General features: G+C 66.6%; 29 protein-coding genes and 1 pseudogene. 1 reads left to right on the top strand and 29 read right to left on the bottom strand.

Annotated features, from left to right (window positions below; genetic code table 11):
- Positions 1-99: 99 nt before the first annotated feature.
- Positions 100-684 (bottom strand): ATP-binding cassette domain-containing protein, encoded by a 585-nt coding sequence (locus tag ACFWSK_RS04500; protein WP_383781931.1) that lies wholly within the window; start codon positions 682-684, stop codon positions 100-102.
- A 528-nt stretch (positions 685-1,212) separates the two neighbouring features.
- Positions 1,213-1,614, bottom strand: a pseudogene (locus ACFWSK_RS04495) (ATP-binding cassette domain-containing protein); the annotation flags it as partial.
- Between the two features lie 175 nt (positions 1,615-1,789).
- On the opposite strand from ACFWSK_RS04495, the gene ACFWSK_RS04490 reads away from it, so the two are divergent.
- Positions 1,790-2,644, top strand: a complete 855-nt coding sequence (locus tag ACFWSK_RS04490; RefSeq protein ID WP_383781770.1) for a hypothetical protein — start codon at positions 1,790-1,792, stop codon at positions 2,642-2,644.
- Between the two features lie 18 nt (positions 2,645-2,662).
- Here the strand turns inward: ACFWSK_RS04490 and truA are convergent, their stop codons facing one another.
- The 27 genes from truA to rplB all read right to left on the bottom strand — a co-directional run bounded on the left by truA (position 2,663) and on the right by rplB (position 18,075).
- A complete protein-coding gene (gene truA / locus ACFWSK_RS04485; protein ID WP_383781767.1) occupies positions 2,663-3,517 on the bottom strand; it encodes a tRNA pseudouridine(38-40) synthase TruA in 855 nt (284 codons plus the stop codon).
- A gap of 78 nt (positions 3,518-3,595) precedes the next feature.
- Positions 3,596-4,099 (bottom strand): 50S ribosomal protein L17, encoded by a 504-nt coding sequence (gene rplQ / locus ACFWSK_RS04480; RefSeq protein ID WP_383781763.1) that lies wholly within the window; start codon positions 4,097-4,099, stop codon positions 3,596-3,598.
- A 182-nt stretch (positions 4,100-4,281) separates the two neighbouring features.
- Positions 4,282-5,304 (bottom strand): DNA-directed RNA polymerase subunit alpha, encoded by a 1,023-nt coding sequence (locus tag ACFWSK_RS04475; RefSeq protein WP_024755423.1) that lies wholly within the window; start codon positions 5,302-5,304, stop codon positions 4,282-4,284.
- 136 nt (positions 5,305-5,440) lie between these two features.
- The gene (gene rpsK, locus ACFWSK_RS04470; RefSeq protein WP_003956432.1) at positions 5,441-5,845 is read right to left on the bottom strand and encodes a 30S ribosomal protein S11; all 405 of its coding nucleotides are present in this window, start codon (positions 5,843-5,845) and stop codon (positions 5,441-5,443) included.
- Positions 5,846-5,917: 72 nt separating this feature from the next.
- Positions 5,918-6,298 (bottom strand): 30S ribosomal protein S13, encoded by a 381-nt coding sequence (gene rpsM / locus ACFWSK_RS04465; RefSeq protein ID WP_362836198.1) that lies wholly within the window; start codon positions 6,296-6,298, stop codon positions 5,918-5,920.
- A 198-nt stretch (positions 6,299-6,496) separates the two neighbouring features.
- Positions 6,497-6,610 (bottom strand): 50S ribosomal protein L36, encoded by a 114-nt coding sequence (gene rpmJ, locus ACFWSK_RS04460; protein WP_003956441.1) that lies wholly within the window; start codon positions 6,608-6,610, stop codon positions 6,497-6,499.
- A gap of 60 nt (positions 6,611-6,670) precedes the next feature.
- Positions 6,671-6,892, bottom strand: a complete 222-nt coding sequence (gene infA, locus ACFWSK_RS04455) for a translation initiation factor IF-1 (protein WP_014047798.1) — start codon at positions 6,890-6,892, stop codon at positions 6,671-6,673.
- Between the two features lie 313 nt (positions 6,893-7,205).
- On the bottom strand, positions 7,206-8,042 hold the full coding sequence (map, locus tag ACFWSK_RS04450; protein WP_383781760.1) for a type I methionyl aminopeptidase: 837 nt from the start codon (positions 8,040-8,042) through the stop codon (positions 7,206-7,208).
- Between the two features lie 121 nt (positions 8,043-8,163).
- A complete protein-coding gene (locus tag ACFWSK_RS04445) occupies positions 8,164-8,823 on the bottom strand; it encodes an adenylate kinase (RefSeq protein ID WP_383781757.1) in 660 nt (219 codons plus the stop codon).
- Positions 8,823-10,142 carry a preprotein translocase subunit SecY gene (gene secY, locus ACFWSK_RS04440; protein WP_328905328.1) on the bottom strand — a complete coding sequence of 440 codons (1,320 nt, stop codon included), beginning with the start codon at positions 10,140-10,142 and terminating at the stop codon, positions 8,823-8,825. The genes ACFWSK_RS04445 and secY overlap by 1 nt, the downstream gene beginning before the upstream one ends.
- A gap of 224 nt (positions 10,143-10,366) precedes the next feature.
- Complete coding sequence (gene rplO, locus ACFWSK_RS04435) at positions 10,367-10,822, bottom strand: 50S ribosomal protein L15 (RefSeq protein WP_014047794.1); 456 nt, start codon at positions 10,820-10,822, stop codon at positions 10,367-10,369.
- A 1-nt stretch (position 10,823) separates the two neighbouring features.
- Positions 10,824-11,006, bottom strand: a complete 183-nt coding sequence (gene rpmD, locus ACFWSK_RS04430) for a 50S ribosomal protein L30 (RefSeq protein ID WP_003966943.1) — start codon at positions 11,004-11,006, stop codon at positions 10,824-10,826.
- The gene (gene rpsE, locus ACFWSK_RS04425) at positions 11,006-11,611 is read right to left on the bottom strand and encodes a 30S ribosomal protein S5 (RefSeq protein ID WP_056796577.1); all 606 of its coding nucleotides are present in this window, start codon (positions 11,609-11,611) and stop codon (positions 11,006-11,008) included. Before rpsE ends, rpmD begins: the two co-directional genes overlap by 1 nt.
- A 47-nt stretch (positions 11,612-11,658) precedes the next feature.
- Positions 11,659-12,042 carry a 50S ribosomal protein L18 gene (gene rplR / locus ACFWSK_RS04420; RefSeq protein ID WP_073718380.1) on the bottom strand — a complete coding sequence of 128 codons (384 nt, stop codon included), beginning with the start codon at positions 12,040-12,042 and terminating at the stop codon, positions 11,659-11,661.
- A 3-nt stretch (positions 12,043-12,045) separates the two neighbouring features.
- Positions 12,046-12,585: a 50S ribosomal protein L6 gene (gene rplF / locus ACFWSK_RS04415; RefSeq protein WP_383781754.1), complete on the bottom strand. Its 540-nt coding sequence runs from the start codon at positions 12,583-12,585 to the stop codon at positions 12,046-12,048.
- A 21-nt stretch (positions 12,586-12,606) separates the two neighbouring features.
- Positions 12,607-13,005 carry a 30S ribosomal protein S8 gene (gene rpsH / locus ACFWSK_RS04410; RefSeq protein ID WP_028439249.1) on the bottom strand — a complete coding sequence of 133 codons (399 nt, stop codon included), beginning with the start codon at positions 13,003-13,005 and terminating at the stop codon, positions 12,607-12,609.
- A 224-nt stretch (positions 13,006-13,229) separates the two neighbouring features.
- Positions 13,230-13,415, bottom strand: coding sequence for a type Z 30S ribosomal protein S14 (locus ACFWSK_RS04405; RefSeq protein ID WP_003948630.1), 186 nt, complete (start codon positions 13,413-13,415; stop codon positions 13,230-13,232).
- Positions 13,416-13,417: 2 nt separating this feature from the next.
- Positions 13,418-13,975, bottom strand: a complete 558-nt coding sequence (gene rplE / locus ACFWSK_RS04400) for a 50S ribosomal protein L5 (RefSeq protein WP_073718383.1) — start codon at positions 13,973-13,975, stop codon at positions 13,418-13,420.
- Positions 13,975-14,298, bottom strand: coding sequence for a 50S ribosomal protein L24 (gene rplX / locus ACFWSK_RS04395; protein ID WP_018550616.1), 324 nt, complete (start codon positions 14,296-14,298; stop codon positions 13,975-13,977). The genes rplE and rplX overlap by 1 nt, the downstream gene beginning before the upstream one ends.
- A 2-nt stretch (positions 14,299-14,300) precedes the next feature.
- A complete protein-coding gene (rplN, locus tag ACFWSK_RS04390; RefSeq protein ID WP_003966950.1) occupies positions 14,301-14,669 on the bottom strand; it encodes a 50S ribosomal protein L14 in 369 nt (122 codons plus the stop codon).
- Positions 14,670-14,775: 106 nt separating this feature from the next.
- The gene (gene rpsQ, locus ACFWSK_RS04385) at positions 14,776-15,060 is read right to left on the bottom strand and encodes a 30S ribosomal protein S17 (protein WP_328905325.1); all 285 of its coding nucleotides are present in this window, start codon (positions 15,058-15,060) and stop codon (positions 14,776-14,778) included.
- The gene (gene rpmC, locus ACFWSK_RS04380) at positions 15,060-15,284 is read right to left on the bottom strand and encodes a 50S ribosomal protein L29 (RefSeq protein WP_014047786.1); all 225 of its coding nucleotides are present in this window, start codon (positions 15,282-15,284) and stop codon (positions 15,060-15,062) included. Before rpmC ends, rpsQ begins: the two co-directional genes overlap by 1 nt.
- Positions 15,284-15,703: a 50S ribosomal protein L16 gene (gene rplP / locus ACFWSK_RS04375; protein WP_014154587.1), complete on the bottom strand. Its 420-nt coding sequence runs from the start codon at positions 15,701-15,703 to the stop codon at positions 15,284-15,286. The genes rpmC and rplP overlap by 1 nt, the downstream gene beginning before the upstream one ends.
- A gap of 5 nt (positions 15,704-15,708) precedes the next feature.
- On the bottom strand, positions 15,709-16,554 hold the full coding sequence (rpsC, locus tag ACFWSK_RS04370) for a 30S ribosomal protein S3 (protein ID WP_383781751.1): 846 nt from the start codon (positions 16,552-16,554) through the stop codon (positions 15,709-15,711).
- On the bottom strand, positions 16,554-16,901 hold the full coding sequence (rplV, locus tag ACFWSK_RS04365; protein ID WP_004571827.1) for a 50S ribosomal protein L22: 348 nt from the start codon (positions 16,899-16,901) through the stop codon (positions 16,554-16,556). Before rplV ends, rpsC begins: the two co-directional genes overlap by 1 nt.
- Positions 16,902-16,944: 43 nt before the next feature.
- Positions 16,945-17,226: a 30S ribosomal protein S19 gene (gene rpsS, locus ACFWSK_RS04360; protein WP_003966956.1), complete on the bottom strand. Its 282-nt coding sequence runs from the start codon at positions 17,224-17,226 to the stop codon at positions 16,945-16,947.
- A 12-nt stretch (positions 17,227-17,238) separates the two neighbouring features.
- Positions 17,239-18,075, bottom strand: a complete 837-nt coding sequence (gene rplB / locus ACFWSK_RS04355; RefSeq protein WP_380195248.1) for a 50S ribosomal protein L2 — start codon at positions 18,073-18,075, stop codon at positions 17,239-17,241.
- Positions 18,076-18,106 lie beyond the last annotated feature (31 nt).

Raw genomic sequence — 18,106 nt, 5'->3', positions numbered from 1 at the left:
ACCAGAAGGCCGGGATCACGGTCGTGGGGGGGGGGGGGGCCGGGGCGCCCCCCCCCCCCCGCCCCCGGCCCGCCGCCGGACCCACCGAGCCCCGCACCGTCACCGAGCGCGCTCGACCCGCCGCTCGTCCCACACCGGCTCCGCCGTCTCCCGCACCACCCCGTCCGACCCGAAGACCAGATACCGGTCGAAGGACTTCGCGAACCACCGGTCGTGCGTGACCGCCATCACCGTGCCGTCGTACACCTCCAGCCCGTCCTGCAGGGCCTCGGCCGACTCCAGGTCCAGGTTGTCCGTCGGCTCGTCCAGCAGCAGCGCCGTCGTGCCCGCCAGCTCCAGCAGCAGGATCTGGAACCGCGCCTGCTGCCCGCCCGACAGCTTCTCGAAGGGCTGGTCCCCCTGCCGCTCCATCTCGTACCGCCGCAGCACGGACATCGCCCCGCCCCGGTCCTTGGCATGCTCGGTCCAGAGAATCTCGACCAGCGTGTGCCCCAGCAGTTCCGGATGCGCGTGCGTCTGCGCGAAGTGCCCCGGCACGACCCGCGCCCCGAGCTTCCACTCCCCCGTGTGCGCCACCGACGTATCGCCGGCCAGCAGCCGCAGGAAGTGTGACTTCCCCGACCCGTTGGACCCGAGGACGGCGACCCGCTCCCCGTAGAAGATCTCCAGGTCGAACGGCTTCATCAGGCCGGTCAGCTCCAGGTTCTTGCAGGTCACCGCCCGCACCCCGGTCCGCCCGCCGCGCAGCCGCATCTTGATGTCCTGCTCGCGCGGCGGCTCCGGCGGCGGGCCCGCCTCCTCGAACTTCTTGAAGCGGGTCTGCATCGCGTGGTAGCGGTTGGCCATGTCCGGACTGTTCGCCGCCTGCTGCCGCATCCGCAGGACGAGGGCCTTCAGGCGGGCGTGCTCCTCCTCCCAGCGCCGCAGGAGCTCCTCGAAGCGCGCGAACCGCTCCTTGCGCGCCGCGTGGTACGTGGCGAATCCGCCACCGTGCACCCAGACGTCCGATCCGGCGGGGCTGGGCTCCACGCTCACGATCTTCTCGGCGGCCCGGGACAGCAGCTCCCGGTCGTGGGAGACGAAGAGGACCGTCTTACGGGTCTCCTTCAGCTTCCCCTCCAGCCACCGCTTGCCCGGTACATCCAGATAGTTGTCCGGCTCGTCCAGGAGCAGCACCTCGTCGGGCCCCCGGAGCAGCGCCTCCAGCACGAGCCGCTTCTGCTCACCACCACTGAGCGTCCGTACCTCCCGCCACTGCGCCTTCTCGTACGGGACCCCGAGCGCGGCCATGGTGCACATGTCCCAGACGGTCTCGGCCTCGTACCCCCGCGCCTCGGCCCAGTCGCTCAGGGCCTGCGCGTACTTCATCTGCGCGGCCTCGTCGTCGACGGTCAGGATCAGCTCCTCGGCCGCGTCCACCGCCTTCGCCGCGTCCCTGATCCTGGGCTGGGCCACGGACACCAGCAGATCCCGTACGGTCCGCTCGTCCCGCACCGACCCCACGAACTGGGCCATCACCCCGAGCCCGCCGCTCACCGACACGGAACCGCCGTGCGGCTGGAGCTCACCGGCCAGCAGCCGCAGCAGCGTCGTCTTGCCCGCGCCGTTGGCCCCGACGAGAGCGACGACGGCGCCGTCCGCGACCCGGAACGAAGCATCGCCGAGCAGCACCCGCCCGTCCGGTAGGTAGTACTCCAGGTGCCCTGCTTCAAGATGTCCCATACCCAGCATTGTCACGGCCCGCGAAGCCCTGGCCCAACCGGTTTTGCCGCGGTCTAAGATTCGCCGCATGAGCTTTGGTCAAGGGGGGCCCTCCTGGGGGCCGGGGGGCGGTCACACGCCGGACTGGGCGGCGCTGGCCGAGGAGTCCGCCGCACGCAGCAGGCGGAAGAAATGGCTGATGACCGGCGGCGGAGCGCTGGCCACCGCGGCGGTCGCCGCGATCGTGGCCACGGCCGTGATCACAGCCAACGGCAACGACGATCCGGCCAGGTCGGAGAAGAACGCGAGCGAACTGCCCGCGCCCGCCGAGCTGCCCACGGAGTCCGCGGCGCCCGGGCCCTCGTTCTCCTCGGTCGCGCCACCGCCCCCGCCGGACCCGAAGGAGTACATCTCCGACGCCAGGAAGGACACGGCGCCGATCACCGCCGACGCCTTCTTCCCCGGCAAGCGCCTGACCATGGGCGACCGCGTCCACACCAAGGGCGCGACGGCGCAGACCCGCGACTGCGCCACGACCACCCAGGGCGCGCTCGGCTCGATCCTCACCAACAACGGCTGCGAGCAGGTCATCCGCGCCACCTACCGCAAGGACGGCGTCGCGGTGACGGTCGGCGTGGCGGTCTTCAAGACCGAGGCCCGGGCCAAGAAGGCGGCGCAGCAGGCATCGGGCGGCATCGCCTCCCTCAACGGCGCGGGCGTGCCCACCTTCTGCCGCGGCGGCCAGGTCTGCCGTCGCACCGCCAACTCCTACGGCCGCTACGCCTACTTCACCGTGGGCGGCTTCACGAACGGCAAGAACGTCACCAAGGCCGACACCAACGTGTTCGCGGTCGGCGACGATCTGACGAACTTCACGTTCCGTCAGATTCACCACCGCGGCGAGGTCCAGGCGTCGGCAGCCGCCGGAGCGCCCGTCTCCTGACCGCGCCCGCCCGGGGGTTCAGCAGCAGCCGACCCCGGGCAACGTCCGTACGTTCCGGGCCTCCACGGCCCGTGCCGCCAGCAACGCGTCGGCGGGATAGGCCACTTCCTCCAGCGTCAGCCCGTGCGGCCTCACCACATGCACGGCGGGGTCCCGCACCCGCGCGGCCAGCACCTCGGCGGGCCACCCGGCGGGGCGCCGCCCGTCCCCCACGAACAGCGCCGCCCCGATGAGGGCACGCACCATGTTGTGGCAGAACGCGTCGGCCTGGACGGTCGCCGTCATCACACCGGACGCCTCGTCCCGTACCCAGTTCAGCTTCTGGAGCGTACGGATGGTCGTCGCGCCCTCGCGCTTCTTGCAGTATGCGGCGAAGTCGTGCTCGCCGGTCATCGGCGCCGCCGCCTCGTTCATCGCGTCCACGTCCAACGGCCGGTCGTGCCACAGGACATGGCCCCGCAGCAGCGGGTCCACCCCGCCCGGCCGGTCCGCGACCCGGTACGCGTAACGCCGCCACAGCGCCGAGAACCGCGCGTTGAATCCGGCCGGCGCCTCGGCGGCCCGCCAGATCCGCACGTCCTGCGGCATGCGCCCCGCCATGCGCCGCAGCAGCTTCTCCTCGTGCTCCGCCCACACCTCGGCCGGCAGATCGACGTGCGCGACCTGCCCCCGCGCGTGCACCCCGGCATCGGTGCGCCCGGCGACGGTCAGGTCGTACGTACGCGAGGACCGTGTCACGGTCCTCAGCGCATCCTCGATCTCACCCTGCACCGTGCGCCTGCTGGTCTGCTTCGCCCAGCCGGAGAAGTCCTTCCCGTCGTACGAAAGGTCCAGCCGTACCCGTACGAAACCGGGCTCCACCTCGTCACTCACCCGCGCATCCTCTCAAAGCAGAACGGGCCCGCATCGCCCCGAAGGGTGATGCGGGCCCGTCCAGTGGTCTCAGAACGCTCAGGCGTCCTTGGACTCCGCGTCGGCCTCGGCCGGCTTGGCGTCCTCGACGGACTCGGCCGGGGCCTCGTCCTTCTTGAGGGAGTCTTCCTTGACCGCACGCTTCGTCGCGGCCTCGGCCTCACCGGTGGCCTGCTGGGCCACGGTCAGCGCCTCGACCAGCTCGATGACGGCCATCGGGGCGTTGTCGCCACGACGGTTGCCGATCTTGGTGATGCGGGTGTAACCACCGGGGCGGTTCTCGTACCGCGGGGCGATCTCGGTGAAGAGCGTGTGCACGATGCCCTTGTCCGTGATCGACTGCAGCACCAGGCGACGGTTGTGGATGTCGCCCTTCTTCGCCTTGGTGATGAAACGCTCGGCGACCGGACGCAGGCGGCGAGCCTTGGCCTCGGTCGTCGTGATGCGGCCGTGCTCGAACAGCGACTTCGCGAGGTTGATGAGAAGAAGCTTCTCGTGCGCAGCGCTGCCGCCCAGACGGGCGCCCTTCGCGGGCTTCGGCATGGTGTTTCTCCTTGTGTGCTGCACCGGCCGTATCAGGTACCGGTGTCAGTTCCCGCGAGGCGGCCGCCCCACGGAAGAATTCAGGTGCCGTACGGACAGTACGAGCCCGTACGGCGGTTGAGGACGAAGCCTCACCCGGCACGGGGCGCCCGGAGACCCGGACGTCCCCCGCCGGAAGTGACTCAGTACTGCTCGGTCTCCACGAAACCGGCGTCCGCGTCGTCGTCCGCGCCGAACGCGTCCGCAGCGGCGGTCGGGTCGAAGCCGGGAGGCGAGTCCTTGAGCGCGAGGCCCATACCGGCCAGCTTCGCCTTGACCTCGTCGATCGACTTCGCACCGAAGTTGCGGATGTCGAGCAGGTCGGCCTCGGAACGAGCCACGAGCTCACCCACGGAGTGGATGCCCTCGCGCTTGAGGCAGTTGTACGAACGGACCGTGAGCTCGAGCTCCTCGATCGGCAGCGCCAGATCGGCAGCGAGCGCGGCGTCCGTCGGCGACGGGCCCATGTCGATGCCCTCGGCGTCGATGTTGAGCTCGCGCGCCAGACCGAACAGCTCGACCAGGGTCTTACCGGCCGACGCCATGGCGTCACGGGGACGCATGGCCTGCTTGGTCTCGACGTCGACGATCAGCTTGTCGAAGTCGGTGCGCTGCTCGACACGGGTCGCCTCGACCTTGTACGTGACCTTGAGCACCGGGGAGTAGATGGAGTCGACCGGAATCCGGCCGATCTCCTGGCCCGCCTGCTTGTTCTGGACGGCGGAGACGTAGCCGCGACCGCGCTCGACGGTCAGCTCCATCTCCAGCTTGCCCTTGCCGTTCAGCGTGGCCAGGACGAGGTCCGGGTTGTGGACCTCGACACCGGCCGGCGGGGCGATGTCAGCGGCGGTGACCAGACCCGGGCCCTGCTTGCGCAGGTACATCACGACCGGCTCGTCGTGCTCCGAGGAGACGACGAGCTGCTTGATGTTGAGGATGAGGTCGGTGACGTCTTCCTTGACGCCCGGCACGGTGGTGAACTCGTGCAGGACACCGTCGATGCGGATGGACGTGACAGCCGCACCCGGGATCGAGGAGAGAAGGGTCCGGCGCAGGGAGTTGCCGAGGGTGTAACCGAAGCCCGGCTCCAGCGGCTCGATCACGAACCGGGAGCGGAACTCGTCGACGACCTCTTCGGTCAGCGACGGACGCTGAGCGATCAGCATGAGGAGAATCCTTCAGTCGTGGGCACCCACTATTTGATGCCCTACAGATAGAACAAGGGTACGGGCGGTACGCCTCCGAAGAGACATACCGCCCGGACCCGAAAGAAACGCAACAACCGTTACCGGTCGTCGTGCGTCAGACGCGACGACGCTTCGGCGGGCGGCAGCCGTTGTGCGGCGTCGGGGTGACGTCCTGGATCGAACCGACCTCGAGGCCCGTGGCCTGGAGGGAGCGGATCGCGGTCTCGCGGCCGGAGCCCGGACCCTTGACGAAGACGTCAACCTTGCGCATGCCGTGCTCCTGCGCGCGGCGGGCGGCCGACTCGGCGGCCATCTGCGCGGCGAAGGGGGTGGACTTGCGCGAGCCCTTGAAGCCGACGTGGCCGGCGGAGGCCCAGGAGATCACGTTGCCCGAGGGGTCCGTGATCGAGACGATGGTGTTGTTGAACGTGCTCTTGATGTGCGCGTGGCCGTGAGCGACGTTCTTCTTTTCCTTGCGACGCACCTTCTTGGCTGCGCCCTGACGACCCTTGGGGGGCATGTCTTTACTCCAGATGGAGAGGGGAGGTGATCGGTCCTACAGCGAAGACCGCTGGATAGCGTCCGCTGAGGACTACTTCTTGCCCGGCTTCTTCTTACCGGCGATCGCGCGACGCGGGCCCTTGCGGGTACGCGCGTTGGTGCTGGTGCGCTGACCGTGCACCGGCAGACCGCGGCGGTGACGGATGCCCTGGTAGCAGCCGATCTCGACCTTGCGGCGGATGTCGGCCTGGATCTCGCGGCGAAGGTCACCCTCGGTGCGAAGGTTGGCGTCCACGTACTCGCGGATCTTGACCAGGTCCTCTTCGGCCAGGTCACGAACGCGGGTGTTCGGGTTCACGCCGGCGTTGGCGAGGATCTCCTTGGACCGGGTGCGCCCGATGCCGAAGACGTAGGTGAGGGCAACCTCCACGCGCTTTTCGCGCGGGATGTCAACACCTGAAACGCGTGCCATTCAATGGCTCCAGTTGTCATTTCGGGGGTCTTCCACAGTGTCACTCCCGGCCGCCGACCTCTCGTACGAAGTACTGAGGTGGTACGTCCGGGTCCCCGGCCCCCGCCGGAGGTGTCGTCAGCCGAAGCTTGGACGGGCACTGCGTATGTACGTATTACGTGCGTCGCGCGAAGTCTGCGAGATGCAGGGGGTCGTGCTTCAGCCCTGGCGCTGCTTGTGGCGCAGGTTGTCGCAGATGACCATGACCCGACCGTGACGGCGGATCACCTTGCACTTGTCGCAGATCTTCTTGACGCTCGGCTTGACCTTCATTGGATGTCAGGTTCTCCGGGTCAGTGCCACCACCGCGCCTGAGCGCGATGCGGGCAAGATCTACTTGTATCGGTAGACGATCCGGCCACGCGTCAGGTCGTACGGAGAGAGCTCCACCACGACCCGGTCATCCGGGAGGATACGGATGTAGTGCATCCGCATCTTGCCGCTGATGTGCGCGAGGACCTTGTGACCGTTCTGGAGCTCCACCCTGAACATTGCGTTCGGGAGAGACTCGATCACGGTGCCCTCAATTTCGATGGCACCTTGCTTCTTGGCCACGCTTCGCCTTTCGAATCGGCTACCTTGATCGACTTCGCACTCCGCATGCGGACACACGGATGCACGAGAGCCGACGAGTTAGTCTACGTCAGCGGACTCGAAAAGACGAATCCGTCAAGTTTGCCCACCATCGGTGATCCTTAGACCTGCCGGGCGGGCCCGTCATCACCCCAGGGTTCTGGAGCGCGGTACCCCAGAGGGTCCGGTGCCGCCTCGATCCCGGCCCCTCCATCACGCAGCCCTCGCGGGCTCGGCGCCGGAGCGCCTCACAGGCATCGGCCCGCTGTGCCGGGCTCCGCCCGCCCGAACCCGGTCACCCCAGAGGGTCCGGCGCCGCCTCGATCCCGTACTGCGCCAGCTTCTCGCGGCCGCAGTCGGGGGCCGTGAGGACCAGGGGGCCCTGCTCCGTCAGTGCGATCGAGTGCTCCCAGTGCGAGGACCAGGTGCCGTCGGTCGTCAGGACCGTCCACTCGTCGGCGAGGACCTTCGTCTGCGCCGTGCCGAGGGACACCATCGGCTCGATGGCCAGGCAGACGCCCGGGACCAGCTTGATGCCCTTGCCTCGCTTGCGGGAGACGTAGTTCAGCAGGTGCGGGTCCATGTGCATCTCGGTGCCGATGCCGTGGCCGCCGTAGTCCTCGATGATCCCGTACTTGCCGGTGGCCGGACGGGGCTGGCGGCGGATGTAGGACTCGATCGCCTTCGAGATGTCGACGAGGCGGTTGTTCACCTTCATCGCGGCGATCCCGGCCCACATCGACTCCTCGGTCACCCGGGACAGCTCCACGAGCTCCGGGGCGTGACCGGTGCCGACGAACGCGGTGTACGCGGCGTCGCCGTGCCAGCCGTCGATGATCGCGCCGGCGTCGATCGAGATGATGTCGCCGTCCTTGAGGACCGTCTTCTCGTCCGGGATGCCGTGCACGACGACCTCGTTGACCGAGGTGCAGATGGTCGCGGGGAATCCGCCGTACCCGAGGAAGTTCGACTTCGCACCGTGGTCGGCGATCACCTTGCGCGCGACCTCGTCCAGGTCCTTGGTGGTGGCGCCGGGCACGGCCGCCTCGCGTGTGGCGGCGTGAATGGCAGCGACCACCAGGCCGGCCTCGCGCATCTTCGCGATCTGCTCGGGGGTCTTGATCTGCACCATTGCTCGGCGCCTCTCTGCGTCTGTGGGATACGGGTGCGGCGTACCCCACGATACGGCGCAAACAGTCGGCCGCGGCGCCCTGGGGCGTCGCGGCCGACTGTGAAGGTGATGCTGGGAGGTCTCAGCCCTCGTCGGACTTCTTGAGAGCCTCCATGGCCCGCTCGGTCACGTCGGTGACCTTGCCGAGCGCGGAGATGGTGACCACCAGGCCCTGGGCCCGGTAGTAGTCGATGATCGGCTCGGTCTGCGTGTGGTAGACCTCGAGCCGCGTCCTGACCGTCTCCTCGCTGTCGTCGTCCCGCTGGTACAGCTCGCCGCCGCAGGCGTCGCAGACACCCTCGGTCTTCGGCGGGTTGTACGTAGCGTGGAAGACGTGCGCGCTCTCGTTCCGGCAGATGCGGCGGCCGGCGATGCGCTTGACCACCTCGTCCTCGGGGACCTCGAGGTCCAGCACCGCGTCCAGCTCGACGCTCTCGCTCCGGAGCATCTCGTCGAGAGCCTCGGCCTGCCCCACGTTGCGGGGGAAACCGTCGAGCAGGAAGCCGTTGACGGCGTCCGGCTGGGACATGCGGTCCTTGGCCATCCCGATGGTGACCTCGTCCGGCACCAGCTGCCCCGCGTCCATGTAGGCGCGGGCCTGCTTGCCAAGGTCGGTGCCCTGGCTGATGTTGGCGCGGAAGAGGTCGCCCGTGGAGATGTGCGGAATCGACAGGTTCTGGGCAAGGTACGCAGCCTGCGTTCCCTTGCCGGCACCGGGCGGCCCGACGAGGACGATTCGCATCAGCGGAGGAACCCTTCGTAATTGCGCTGCTGGAGCTGACTCTCGATCTGCTTCACGGTTTCCAGACCCACACCCACGATGATGAGGATGCTCGTCCCGCCGAACGGGAAGTTCTGGTTGGCTCCGCCGAAGCCTGCCAACGCCATCGTCGGCACAAGAGCGATCAGACCCAGATACAGCGAGCCCGGCCAAGTGATCCTGTTGAGCACGTAACTCAGGTACTCGGCGGTCGGGCGACCAGCCCGGATACCCGGGATGAAGCCACCATACTTCTTCATGTTGTCGGCGACTTCCTCGGGGTTGAACGAGATCGCCACATAGAAGAAGGCGAAGAACACGATCAACAGGAAGTACGTCGCGATGTAGTACGGGTGGTCACCCTTGACGAAGTGGTCCTTGATCCATGTCGCCCAGCCCGCTGTGGAGTTGGAGAACTGGACGATCAGGGCCGGGATGTAGAGCAGCGAAGAAGCGAAGATGACGGGGATCACACCCGCCTGGTTCACCTTCAGCGGGATGTACGTGGACGTACCGCCGTAGGACCTGCGCCCGATCATGCGCTTCGCGTACTGCACCGGGATGCGGCGCTGCGCCTGCTCGACGAAGACGACGAGCCCGACCATCACGAAGCCGATCAGGATGACGGTGGCGAACTCGATCCAGCCGTCCGCGAGCTTGCCGCTCGTCTTGATGGCCCACAGGGCGCCCGGGAAGCTGGCGGCGATCGAGATGAACATCAGGATCGACATGCCGTTGCCGATGCCGCGGTCGGTGATGAGCTCACCGAGCCACATGACGGCGGCGGTACCGGCGGTCATGGTGAGAACCATCACGACCGTCGTGAAGATCGACTGGTTCGGAACGATCTGATCGGCGACAGGACAGCCGCTGAACAGCGCCCCGCTGCGGGCGGTTGCCACCAGGCCGGTGCCCTGGAGGATGGCGAGCGCGACGGTCAGATAACGCGTGTACTGCGTGATCTTGCCCTGGCCCGACTGTCCCTCCTTCTTGAGGGCTTCGAGCCTGGGGATGACGACGGTCAGCAACTGAAGAATGATGCTGGCCGTGATGTACGGCATGATGCCGAGCGCGAAGATCGTGATCTGCAGCAGTGCACCACCGCTGAACATGTTCACCAGGCCGAAGAGGCTGTTGTTGCCCTTGCTTGCCTGATCAACACAGGTCTGGACGTTCTCGTAGCTCACTCCCGGTACGGGGATGTGTGCCCCGAGACGGTAGAGCACGATGATGCCGAGCGTGAAGAACAGCTTCTTGCGCAGGTCGGGCGTCTTGAACGCCCGGGCGAACGCGGTGAGCACGGTGCCTCCTGCGACCCCCGCGCAATGCGTAGAGGTGACGGTCTTGAGGATCGACGATTAGGTAACAGCCAAAGGTCCCCGGGCAGGCGCCCAGGGGGTTAGCACACAACAACGCTGGCCACCTTACCGGCGACCATGCCCCCCTAGGAACGACCAACCGGGGATGCCCCATATGAGAGGCATCCCCGGTCGGATGTTCAGGCCACCAGCTTGTCCGAGTTGTCTCAGACGAGCTCGGTGACAGTGCCGCCCGCAGCGGCAATCTTCTCCTTGGCGGAGCCGGAAACGGCGTCAACCGAAACCTGCAGCGCCACGGAGATCTCGCCCTGTCCGAGGACCTTGACGAGGTGGTTGTTGCGCACAGCGCCCTTGGCGACCAGATCGGCCACCGTGACCTCTCCACCCTCGGGGTAGAGCGTCGCGAGCTTGTCCAGGTTCACGACCTGGTACTCCGTGCGGAACGGGTTCTTGAAGCCCTTGAGCTTCGGGAGACGCATGTGGAGGGGCATCTGGCCACCCTCGAAGCGCTCCGGAACCTGGTAACGAGCCTTCGTACCCTTGGTACCACGGCCTGCGGTCTTACCCTTGGACGCCTCACCACGACCCACACGGGTCTTGGCGGTCTTGGCGCCCGGGGCAGGCCGGAGGTTGTGGGCCTTCAGCGGGCTGTTCTCCGCCATGTCAGTCAACCTCCTCAACCGTCACGAGGTGGCGGACGGTGTGAACCATTCCGCGGAACTCGGGGCGGTCCTCCTTGACAACCGAGTCGTTCAGGCGCTTGAGCCCGAGCGAACGCAGTGTGTCGCGGTGGTTCTGCTTGCTGCCGATGTACGACTTCGTCTGCGTGATCTTGAGGCGAGCCATTACGCACCCGCTCCCGCACGTGCACGAAGCAGAGCCGCGGGGGCGACGTCCTCGAGGGGCAGACCACGGCGAGCCGCGATCTCCTCGGGACGCTGCAGGCCCTGAAGGGCCGCCACGGTCGCATGCACGATGTTGATCGGGTTCGAAGAACCGAGCGACTTCGACAGGATGTCGTGAACGCCGGCGCACTCCAGAACGGCGCGCACCGGGCCACCCGCGATCACACCGGTACCGGGGGAAGCAGGCTTGAGCAGAACGACGCCCGCAGCCTTCTCGCCCTGGATCGGGTGAGGGATGGTGCCCTGGATACGCGGAACCTTGAAGAAGCTCTTCTTGGCCTCTTCAACGCCCTTGGCGATGGCCGCGGGAACTTCCTTGGCCTTGCCGTATCCGACACCGACGGTGCCGTCACCATCGCCCACCACGACCAGCGCGGTGAAGCTGAAGCGACGACCACCCTTCACAACCTTGGCGACGCGGTTGATCGCGACGACGCGCTCGACGTACGCGGTCTTCTCGGCGGCGCTTGCGCCACCGTCGCGGCCCTTCCGGTCCCGCCGCTCGCCGCCACCGGCACCGCTTCCGCGGCGCTGGGGTCCAGCCATTGGAATTACCTCTCTCTGTTACGTCCGCTGTGCGTAGGAACCGGGGCTTAGAACTTCAGCCCGGCTTCACGGGCGGCGTCAGCCAGAGCGGCAATCCGCCCGGCGTACTGGTTACCACCGCGGTCAAACACGACGGCCTCGACGCCTGCGGCCTTGGCGCGCTCGGCGACCAGGGCCCCGACCTGCTTGGCCAGGGCGCTCTTGTCACCCTCGCCACCACGGATGGAAGCGTCCAGGGTCGATGCCGAAGCGAGCGTGTGGCCCGCGACGTCGTCGATGACCTGAGCCACCATGTGGCGGTTGGAACGCGTCACAACCAGGCGCGGCCGCTCCGGCGAACCGGAGATGTGCTTGCGGACGCGGATGTGGCGGCGCTTGAGGGCGGCACGCTTGTAGGCGTCACCCTTGGCGATCTTTACACCGTATGCCATGGCTTACTTACCCGCCTTTCCGACCTTGCGGCGGATAACCTCGCCGGCGTACTTGACGCCCTTGGCCTTGTACGGGTCGGGCTTCCGCAGCTTGCGGATCTTCGCGGAGACCTCGCCGACCTTCTGCTTGTCGATGCCCTCGACACTGAACTTCGTGGGCGACTCGACCTTGAAGGTGATGCCTTCCGGAGCCTCGATGAGGATCGGGTGGCTGTAGCCCAGGGCGAACTCCAGGTTGGAGCCCTTCGCCTGAACTCGGTAACCGACACCGCTGATCTCGAGCGCCTTGCTGTATCCCGAGGTCACGCCGGTGATCATGTTCGCCACCAGCGTGCGGGACAGGCCGTGAAGGGCCTTGTTCTGACGCTCGTCGTTAGGGCGGACGACGTTGAGCACGCCGTCCTCACCCTTGGTGACCTCGATCGGCGCTGCAACGGTGTGCGAGAGGGTGCCCTTGGGGCCCTTCACTGCGACCGTGCGGCCATCGATGGTGACGTCCACACCGGCGGGAACCTGGATGGGGAGCTTGCCGATTCGCGACATGAGCTGTTCCTCCGTTCCCGACTACCAGACGTAGGCGAGGACTTCCCCACCTACGCCCTTCTTGCTGGCCTGCTGGCCGGTCAGGAGACCGTGGGACGTGGAGATGATCGCCACGCCCAGGCCGCCGAGAACCTTCGGCAGGTTGGTGGACTTTGCGTATACACGCAGACCCGGCTTCGAGATTCGCTTGATGCCGGCGATCGAGCGCTCGCGGTTCGGCCCGAACTTCAGCTCGAGGACAAGGTTCTTTCCAACCTCGGCGTCCTCGACCTTCCAGCCGGTGATGAAGCCCTCCTGCTGGAGGATCTCCGCGATGTGCGACTTGATCTTGCTGTGCGGCATCGCGACGTCGTCGTGATACGCCGAGTTCGCGTTGCGCAGACGCGTGAGCATGTCTGCGATGGGATCAGTCATGGTCATGAGTTGGCCTTCGGCCTCTCTCGCCGGGGTTTCCTGTATGCGCCATCCCTCTCCCCACTCAGTGGCGGGACGGGTGCGGTGCGGGGACCTACGGCGTAGTAAGTCGGTCTTGGGCGGCAGGCGCCCAACCCCACAAGCCTACGGCATGTGGAGCCGGGCTCCTGCCGACCAGATGCTTACCGAGAGTCTCCGGGTATTCCCAACGCCCAAGGGGCGAAGGAGAATTACCAGGAGCTCTTGGTCACGCCCGGCAGCTCGCCACGGTGAGCCATCTCACGAAGGCACACGCGGCACAGGCCGAACTTGCGGTAGACGGAGTGGGGCCGGCCGCAGCGCTGGCAGCGGGTGTACCCGCGCACGCCGAACTTCGGCTTGCGGGCGGCCTTAGCGATCAGAGCCTTCTTCGCCACGGTCAGTTCTCCTTGAACGGGAAGCCGAGGTGACGAAGGAGGGCACGACCCTCGTCGTCGTTGGTCGCCGTGGTGACCACGGTGATGTCCATGCCCCGGACCCGGTCGATCTTGTCCTGGTCGATCTCGTGGAACATGACCTGCTCCGTGAGACCGAAGGTGTAGTTGCCACGGCCGTCGAACTGCTTCGGCGACAGGCCGCGGAAGTCACGGATACGCGGAAGCGCGAGCGACAGCGTACGGTCCAGGAACTCCCACATGCGGTCACCACGGAGGGTGACGTGGCAGCCGATCGGCTGCCCCTCGCGCAGCTTGAACTGCGCGATCGACTTGCGGGCCTTGGTGACGGCCGGCTTCTGACCAGTGATCGTGGTGAGGTCCTTGACGGCCCCGTCGATCAGCTTGGAGTCGCGGGCGGCGTCGCCCACACCCATGTTGACCACGATCTTGACCAGACCGGGAACCTGCATGACGTTCTCGTAGGAGAACTCCTCACGCAGCTTGCCGGCGATTTCCTCGCGGTAGCGCGTCTTGAGACGCGGCGCTGTGGTGGTAGTCATCAGATGTCCTCACCGGTGCGCTTGGCAACGCGGATCTTGTTGCCCTCGTCGTCAAAGCGGTAGCCGACGCGAGTAACGACCTTGTTGCCGTCCTTCTCAACAACCAGCTGCACGTTGCTGACGTGGACGGGAGCCTCGGTCGTCACAATGCCACCGGTCTGCGAACCGCGAGCGGTCTGACCGGCCTTCGTGTGCTTCTTGACCCGGTTGACACCCTCGACGAGGACGCGGTCCTGAGCAGGGTAGGCAACGATGACCTTGCCCTGCTTGCCCTTGTCCTTACCGGTGATGACCTGAACCAGGTCGCCCTTCTTGATCTTCATGCTTACAGCACCTCCGGCGCGAGCGAGATGATCTTCATGAACTTCTTCTCGCGCAGCTCTCGGCCCACCGGGCCGAAGATACGGGTGCCGCGGGGGTCGCCGTCGTTCTTCAGAATGACGGCAGCGTTCTCGTCGAAGCGGATGTACGAGCCATCCTGACGACGACGCTCCTTGACGGTGCGAACGATGACGGCCTTGACGACGTCACCCTTCTTCACGTTGCCACCGGGGATTGCGTCCTTGACGGTGGCGACGATGACGTCACCGATGCCCGCGTAGCGGCGACCCGAGCCACCGAGAACACGGATGGTGAGAATTTCCTTCGCACCCGTGTTGTCGGCGACACGAAGTCGCGACTCCTGCTGGATCACGTCTATCTCCTGATCGTCTGCCGGTTCCCGGCGGGGGCCACTCCGTTACGGAGCGGACCCCCACCGAGCCTGGCGGAACTGTCCTGAGGGGAAACCCCCTCAGGGATTACTTGGCCTTCTCGAGGATCTCGACGATGCGCCAGCGCTTCGTCGCAGACAGCGGCCGCGTCTCCATGATGACAACACGGTCGCCGACGCCGGCAGAGTTCTGCTCGTCGTGGGCCTTGAGCTTGTTCGTACGGCGGATGACCTTGCCGTACAGCGCGTGCTTGACGCGGTCCTCGACAGCGACGACGACGGTCTTGTCCATCTTGTCGCTGACGACGAGACCCTCACGGGTCTTGCGGAAACCGCGCTGCTCAGTCGTCTCAGTCACATTCTTCTCGCTCATCAGACGCTCTCCACCGTCTCGATGCCGAGCTCGCGCTCGCGCATCAGGGTGTAGATCCGGGCGATGTCCTTACGGACGGACTTGAGCCGACCGTGGTTCTCAAGCTGGCCCGTCGCCGCCTGGAAGCGGAGGTTGAACAGCTCTTCCTTGGCCTCGCGGAGCTTGTTGAGGAGCTCCTCGTTGCCCAGTTCGCGCAGCTCGGACGCCTTGGTACCGGCCGACATCACGACTCACCTGCCTCGCGCCGAACGATCCGGCACTTCATCGGAAGCTTGTGAGCAGCGCGGGTAAGCGCCTCACGAGCAATCTTCTCGTTCGGGTAGGACAGCTCGAACATCACCCGACCCGGCTTGACGTTCGCGATCCACCACTCGGGAGAACCCTTACCGGAACCCATGCGGGTCTCGGCAGGCTTCTTCGTCAGGGGACGGTCCGGATAAATGTTGATCCAGACCTTTCCGCCACGCTTGATGTGGCGGGTCATCGCGATACGAGCGGCCTCGATCTGGCGGTTCGTCACGTACGCCGGGGACAGCGCCTGGATGCCGTACTCGCCGAACGCAACCTGCGTGCCACCCTTGGACATACCGCTGCGCTTCGGGTGGTGCTGCTTGCGGTGCTTGACCCTACGGGGGATCAGCATTTCGGTCAGGCCTCCGTTCCGGTGCTCTCAGCCGGAGCAGCGGCGACGGGAGCGTCGGCCTTGGGGGCCTCGGCTGCCGGCGCGGACTGCTGCGGCTTGCGGCCGCGGCCGCCACGCTCGCCACCACGGGCGCCACCACGGCCACCCGCCGGACGGTCGTTGCCGCCACCACGGGCCGGGCGGTTACCCGCACGGGCCGCGGCGTTCTCGGCGCGGACCTCGGCGATGTTCTTGACGTCGCCCTTGTAGATCCAGACCTTCACGCCGATACGGCCGAAGGTCGTCTTGGCCTCGAAGAAGCCGTAGTCGACGTTCGCGCGCAGCGTGTGCAGCGGCACACGACCCTCGCGGTAGAACTCCGACCGGGACATCTCGGCGCCGCCGAGGCGACCGCCGCACTGGATCTTGATGCCCTTGGCGCCGGCCTTCATCGTGCTCTGCATGCTCTTGCGCATCGCACGACGGAAGGAGACGCGGGAGGAGAGCTGCTCGGCGACGGCCTGGGCCACCAGCTGAGCGTCCACCTCGGGGTTCTTGACCTCGAGGATGTTCAGCTGGACCTGCTTGCCGGTCAGCTTCTCCAGCTCGCCACGGATGCGGTCGGCCTCGGCGCCACGGCGACCGATGACGATGCCCGGGCGGGCGGTGTGAATGTCTACACGGACGCGGTCGCGGGTGCGCTCGATCTCAACCTTCGAGATACCGGCGCGCTCCATGCCCTTCGTCATCATGCGACGAATGGCGACGTCTTCCTTGACGTAGTCCGCGTACAGCTTGTCGGCGTACCAACGGGACTTGAAGTCCGTGGTAATGCCGAGCCGGAACCCATGCGGGTTAACCTTCTGGCCCATTACCGGGTTCCTTCCTTGCTGCTGACGACCACGGTGATGTGGCTGGTCCGCTTACGGATCCGGTAGGCACGGCCCTGAGCACGCGGTCGGAACCGCTTCAGGGTCGGGCCCTCGTCCACGTACGCCTCGCTGATGACCAGCGAAGAGGCGTCGGTGTGGTCGTAGTTGTGTGCAGCGTTGGCAATGGCGCTGTCAAGCACCTTGCCAACCGGCACGCTCGCGGCCTGCGGGGCGAAACGCAGGACCGCCTGAGCCTCCGTGGCATCCATGCCACGGATGAGGTCCACCACTCGGCGGGCCTTCATGGGCGTGACGCGGATGTACCGCGCCTGGGCCCTGGCTTCCATGGTTGTCCCTTCGGTGTAAGTCATAGTCGTTTCCACCCCGCGCTTAGCGGCGCTTCGACTTCCGGTCGTCCTTGACGTGGCCGCGGAAGGTGCGAGTCGGCGAGAACTCGCCGAGCTTGTGGCCGACCATCGACTCGGTGACGAACACCGGGACATGGATCTTGCCGTTGTGCACCGCGATGGTGTGACCCAGCATGGCCGGGACGATCATCGAGCGACGGGACCAGGTCTTGATGACGTTCTTGGTGCCTGCCTCGTTCTGTACGTCCACCTTCTTGATGAGGTGGCCGTCGACGAAGGGCCCCTTCTTGAGACTGCGCGGCATCTAAACCCGCTCCTAGCGCTTCTTGTTCGTCTTGCGGCGGCGGACGATGTACTTGCTCGATGCCTTCTTCGGCGAGCGAGTACGACCCTCCTTCTGACCCCACGGCGAGACCGGGTGACGTCCACCGGAGGTCTTGCCTTCACCACCACCGTGCGGGTGGTCAACCGGGTTCATCGCGACACCGCGGACGGTCGGGCGAACGCCCTTCCAGCGCATACGGCCGGCCTTGCCCCAGTTGATGTTCGACTGCTCGGCGTTGCCGACCTCACCAATGGTGGCGCGGCAGCGGGCGTCGACCAGCCGGATCTCTCCGGACGGCATACGAAGGTGGGCCATGGTGCCCTCCTTCGCCAGCAGCTGCACGGAAGTACCCGCGGAACGGGCGAACTTCGCGCCGCCGCCGGGCCGGAGCTCGATGGCGTGGATGGTCGTACCGACCGGGATGTTGCGCAGCGCCAGGTTGTTACCGGGCTTGATGTCTGCGGTCGGACCGTTCTCGACACGGTCACCCTGCGACAGGCCACGGGGAGCGACGATGTAACGCTTCTCGCCGTCCGCGTAGTGCAGCAGCGCGATGCGCGCGGTGCGGTTCGGGTCGTACTCGATGTGCGCGACCTTGGCCGGCACGCCGTCCTTGTCGTGACGACGGAAGTCGATCACTCGGTAGGCGCGCTTGTGGCCACCGCCCTGGTGGCGAACGGTCACACGACCGGCGTTGTTACGGCCGCCCTTGCTGTGCAGGGGGCGGACCAGCGACTTCTCCGGCGTGGACCGCGTGATCTCGACAAAGTCGGCGACGCTGGAGCCACGACGGCCCGGGGTCGTCGGCTTGTACTTGCGGATACCCATTTCTCAGTCCTCGTCCGATTCCGGACGACTC

The organism is Streptomyces sp. NPDC058620, from assembly GCF_042717135.1.
Taxonomy (GTDB): Bacteria; Actinomycetota; Actinomycetes; order Streptomycetales; family Streptomycetaceae; genus Streptomyces.
Note: the sequence above shows the minus strand (reverse complement) of the source record. Positions and strands in the feature narration are given on the sequence as shown.

Excerpts from the sequence above, each read along its gene's own strand:
- ACFWSK_RS04500 (WP_383781931.1), bottom strand. The coding sequence starts at position 684 with ATGAAGCCGTTCGACCTGGAGATCTTCTACGGGGAGCGGGTCGCCGTC.
- ACFWSK_RS04490 (WP_383781770.1), top strand. The coding sequence starts at position 1,790 with ATGAGCTTTGGTCAAGGGGGGCCCTCCTGGGGGCCGGGGGGCGGTCAC.
- rplQ (WP_383781763.1), bottom strand. The coding sequence starts at position 4,099 with ATGCCGAAGCCCGCGAAGGGCGCCCGTCTGGGCGGCAGCGCTGCGCAC.
- ACFWSK_RS04475 (WP_024755423.1), bottom strand. The coding sequence starts at position 5,304 with ATGCTGATCGCTCAGCGTCCGTCGCTGACCGAAGAGGTCGTCGACGAG.
- rpsK (WP_003956432.1), bottom strand. The coding sequence starts at position 5,845 with ATGCCCCCCAAGGGTCGTCAGGGCGCAGCCAAGAAGGTGCGTCGCAAG.
- rpsM (WP_362836198.1), bottom strand. The coding sequence starts at position 6,298 with ATGGCACGCGTTTCAGGTGTTGACATCCCGCGCGAAAAGCGCGTGGAG.
- rpmJ (WP_003956441.1), bottom strand. The coding sequence starts at position 6,610 with ATGAAGGTCAAGCCGAGCGTCAAGAAGATCTGCGACAAGTGCAAGGTG.
- map (WP_383781760.1), bottom strand. The coding sequence starts at position 8,042 with ATGGTGCAGATCAAGACCCCCGAGCAGATCGCGAAGATGCGCGAGGCC.
- ACFWSK_RS04445 (WP_383781757.1), bottom strand. The coding sequence starts at position 8,823 with ATGCGAATCGTCCTCGTCGGGCCGCCCGGTGCCGGCAAGGGAACGCAG.
- rplO (WP_014047794.1), bottom strand. The coding sequence starts at position 10,822 with ATGGCGGAGAACAGCCCGCTGAAGGCCCACAACCTCCGGCCTGCCCCG.
- rpmD (WP_003966943.1), bottom strand. The coding sequence starts at position 11,006 with ATGGCTCGCCTCAAGATCACGCAGACGAAGTCGTACATCGGCAGCAAG.
- rpsE (WP_056796577.1), bottom strand. The coding sequence starts at position 11,611 with ATGGCTGGACCCCAGCGCCGCGGAAGCGGTGCCGGTGGCGGCGAGCGG.
- rplR (WP_073718380.1), bottom strand. The coding sequence starts at position 12,042 with ATGGCATACGGTGTAAAGATCGCCAAGGGTGACGCCTACAAGCGTGCC.
- rplF (WP_383781754.1), bottom strand. The coding sequence starts at position 12,585 with ATGTCGCGAATCGGCAAGCTCCCCATCCAGGTTCCCGCCGGTGTGGAC.
- rpsH (WP_028439249.1), bottom strand. The coding sequence starts at position 13,005 with ATGACCATGACTGATCCCATCGCAGACATGCTCACGCGTCTGCGCAAC.
- rplE (WP_073718383.1), bottom strand. The coding sequence starts at position 13,975 with ATGACTACCACCACAGCGCCGCGTCTCAAGACGCGCTACCGCGAGGAA.
- rplX (WP_018550616.1), bottom strand. The coding sequence starts at position 14,298 with ATGAAGATCAAGAAGGGCGACCTGGTTCAGGTCATCACCGGTAAGGAC.
- rpsQ (WP_328905325.1), bottom strand. The coding sequence starts at position 15,060 with ATGAGCGAGAAGAATGTGACTGAGACGACTGAGCAGCGCGGTTTCCGC.
- rpmC (WP_014047786.1), bottom strand. The coding sequence starts at position 15,284 with ATGTCGGCCGGTACCAAGGCGTCCGAGCTGCGCGAACTGGGCAACGAG.
- rplP (WP_014154587.1), bottom strand. The coding sequence starts at position 15,703 with ATGCTGATCCCCCGTAGGGTCAAGCACCGCAAGCAGCACCACCCGAAG.
- rpsC (WP_383781751.1), bottom strand. The coding sequence starts at position 16,554 with ATGGGCCAGAAGGTTAACCCGCATGGGTTCCGGCTCGGCATTACCACG.
- rplV (WP_004571827.1), bottom strand. The coding sequence starts at position 16,901 with ATGGAAGCCAGGGCCCAGGCGCGGTACATCCGCGTCACGCCCATGAAG.
- rpsS (WP_003966956.1), bottom strand. The coding sequence starts at position 17,226 with ATGCCGCGCAGTCTCAAGAAGGGGCCCTTCGTCGACGGCCACCTCATC.
- rplB (WP_380195248.1), bottom strand. The coding sequence starts at position 18,075 with ATGGGTATCCGCAAGTACAAGCCGACGACCCCGGGCCGTCGTGGCTCC.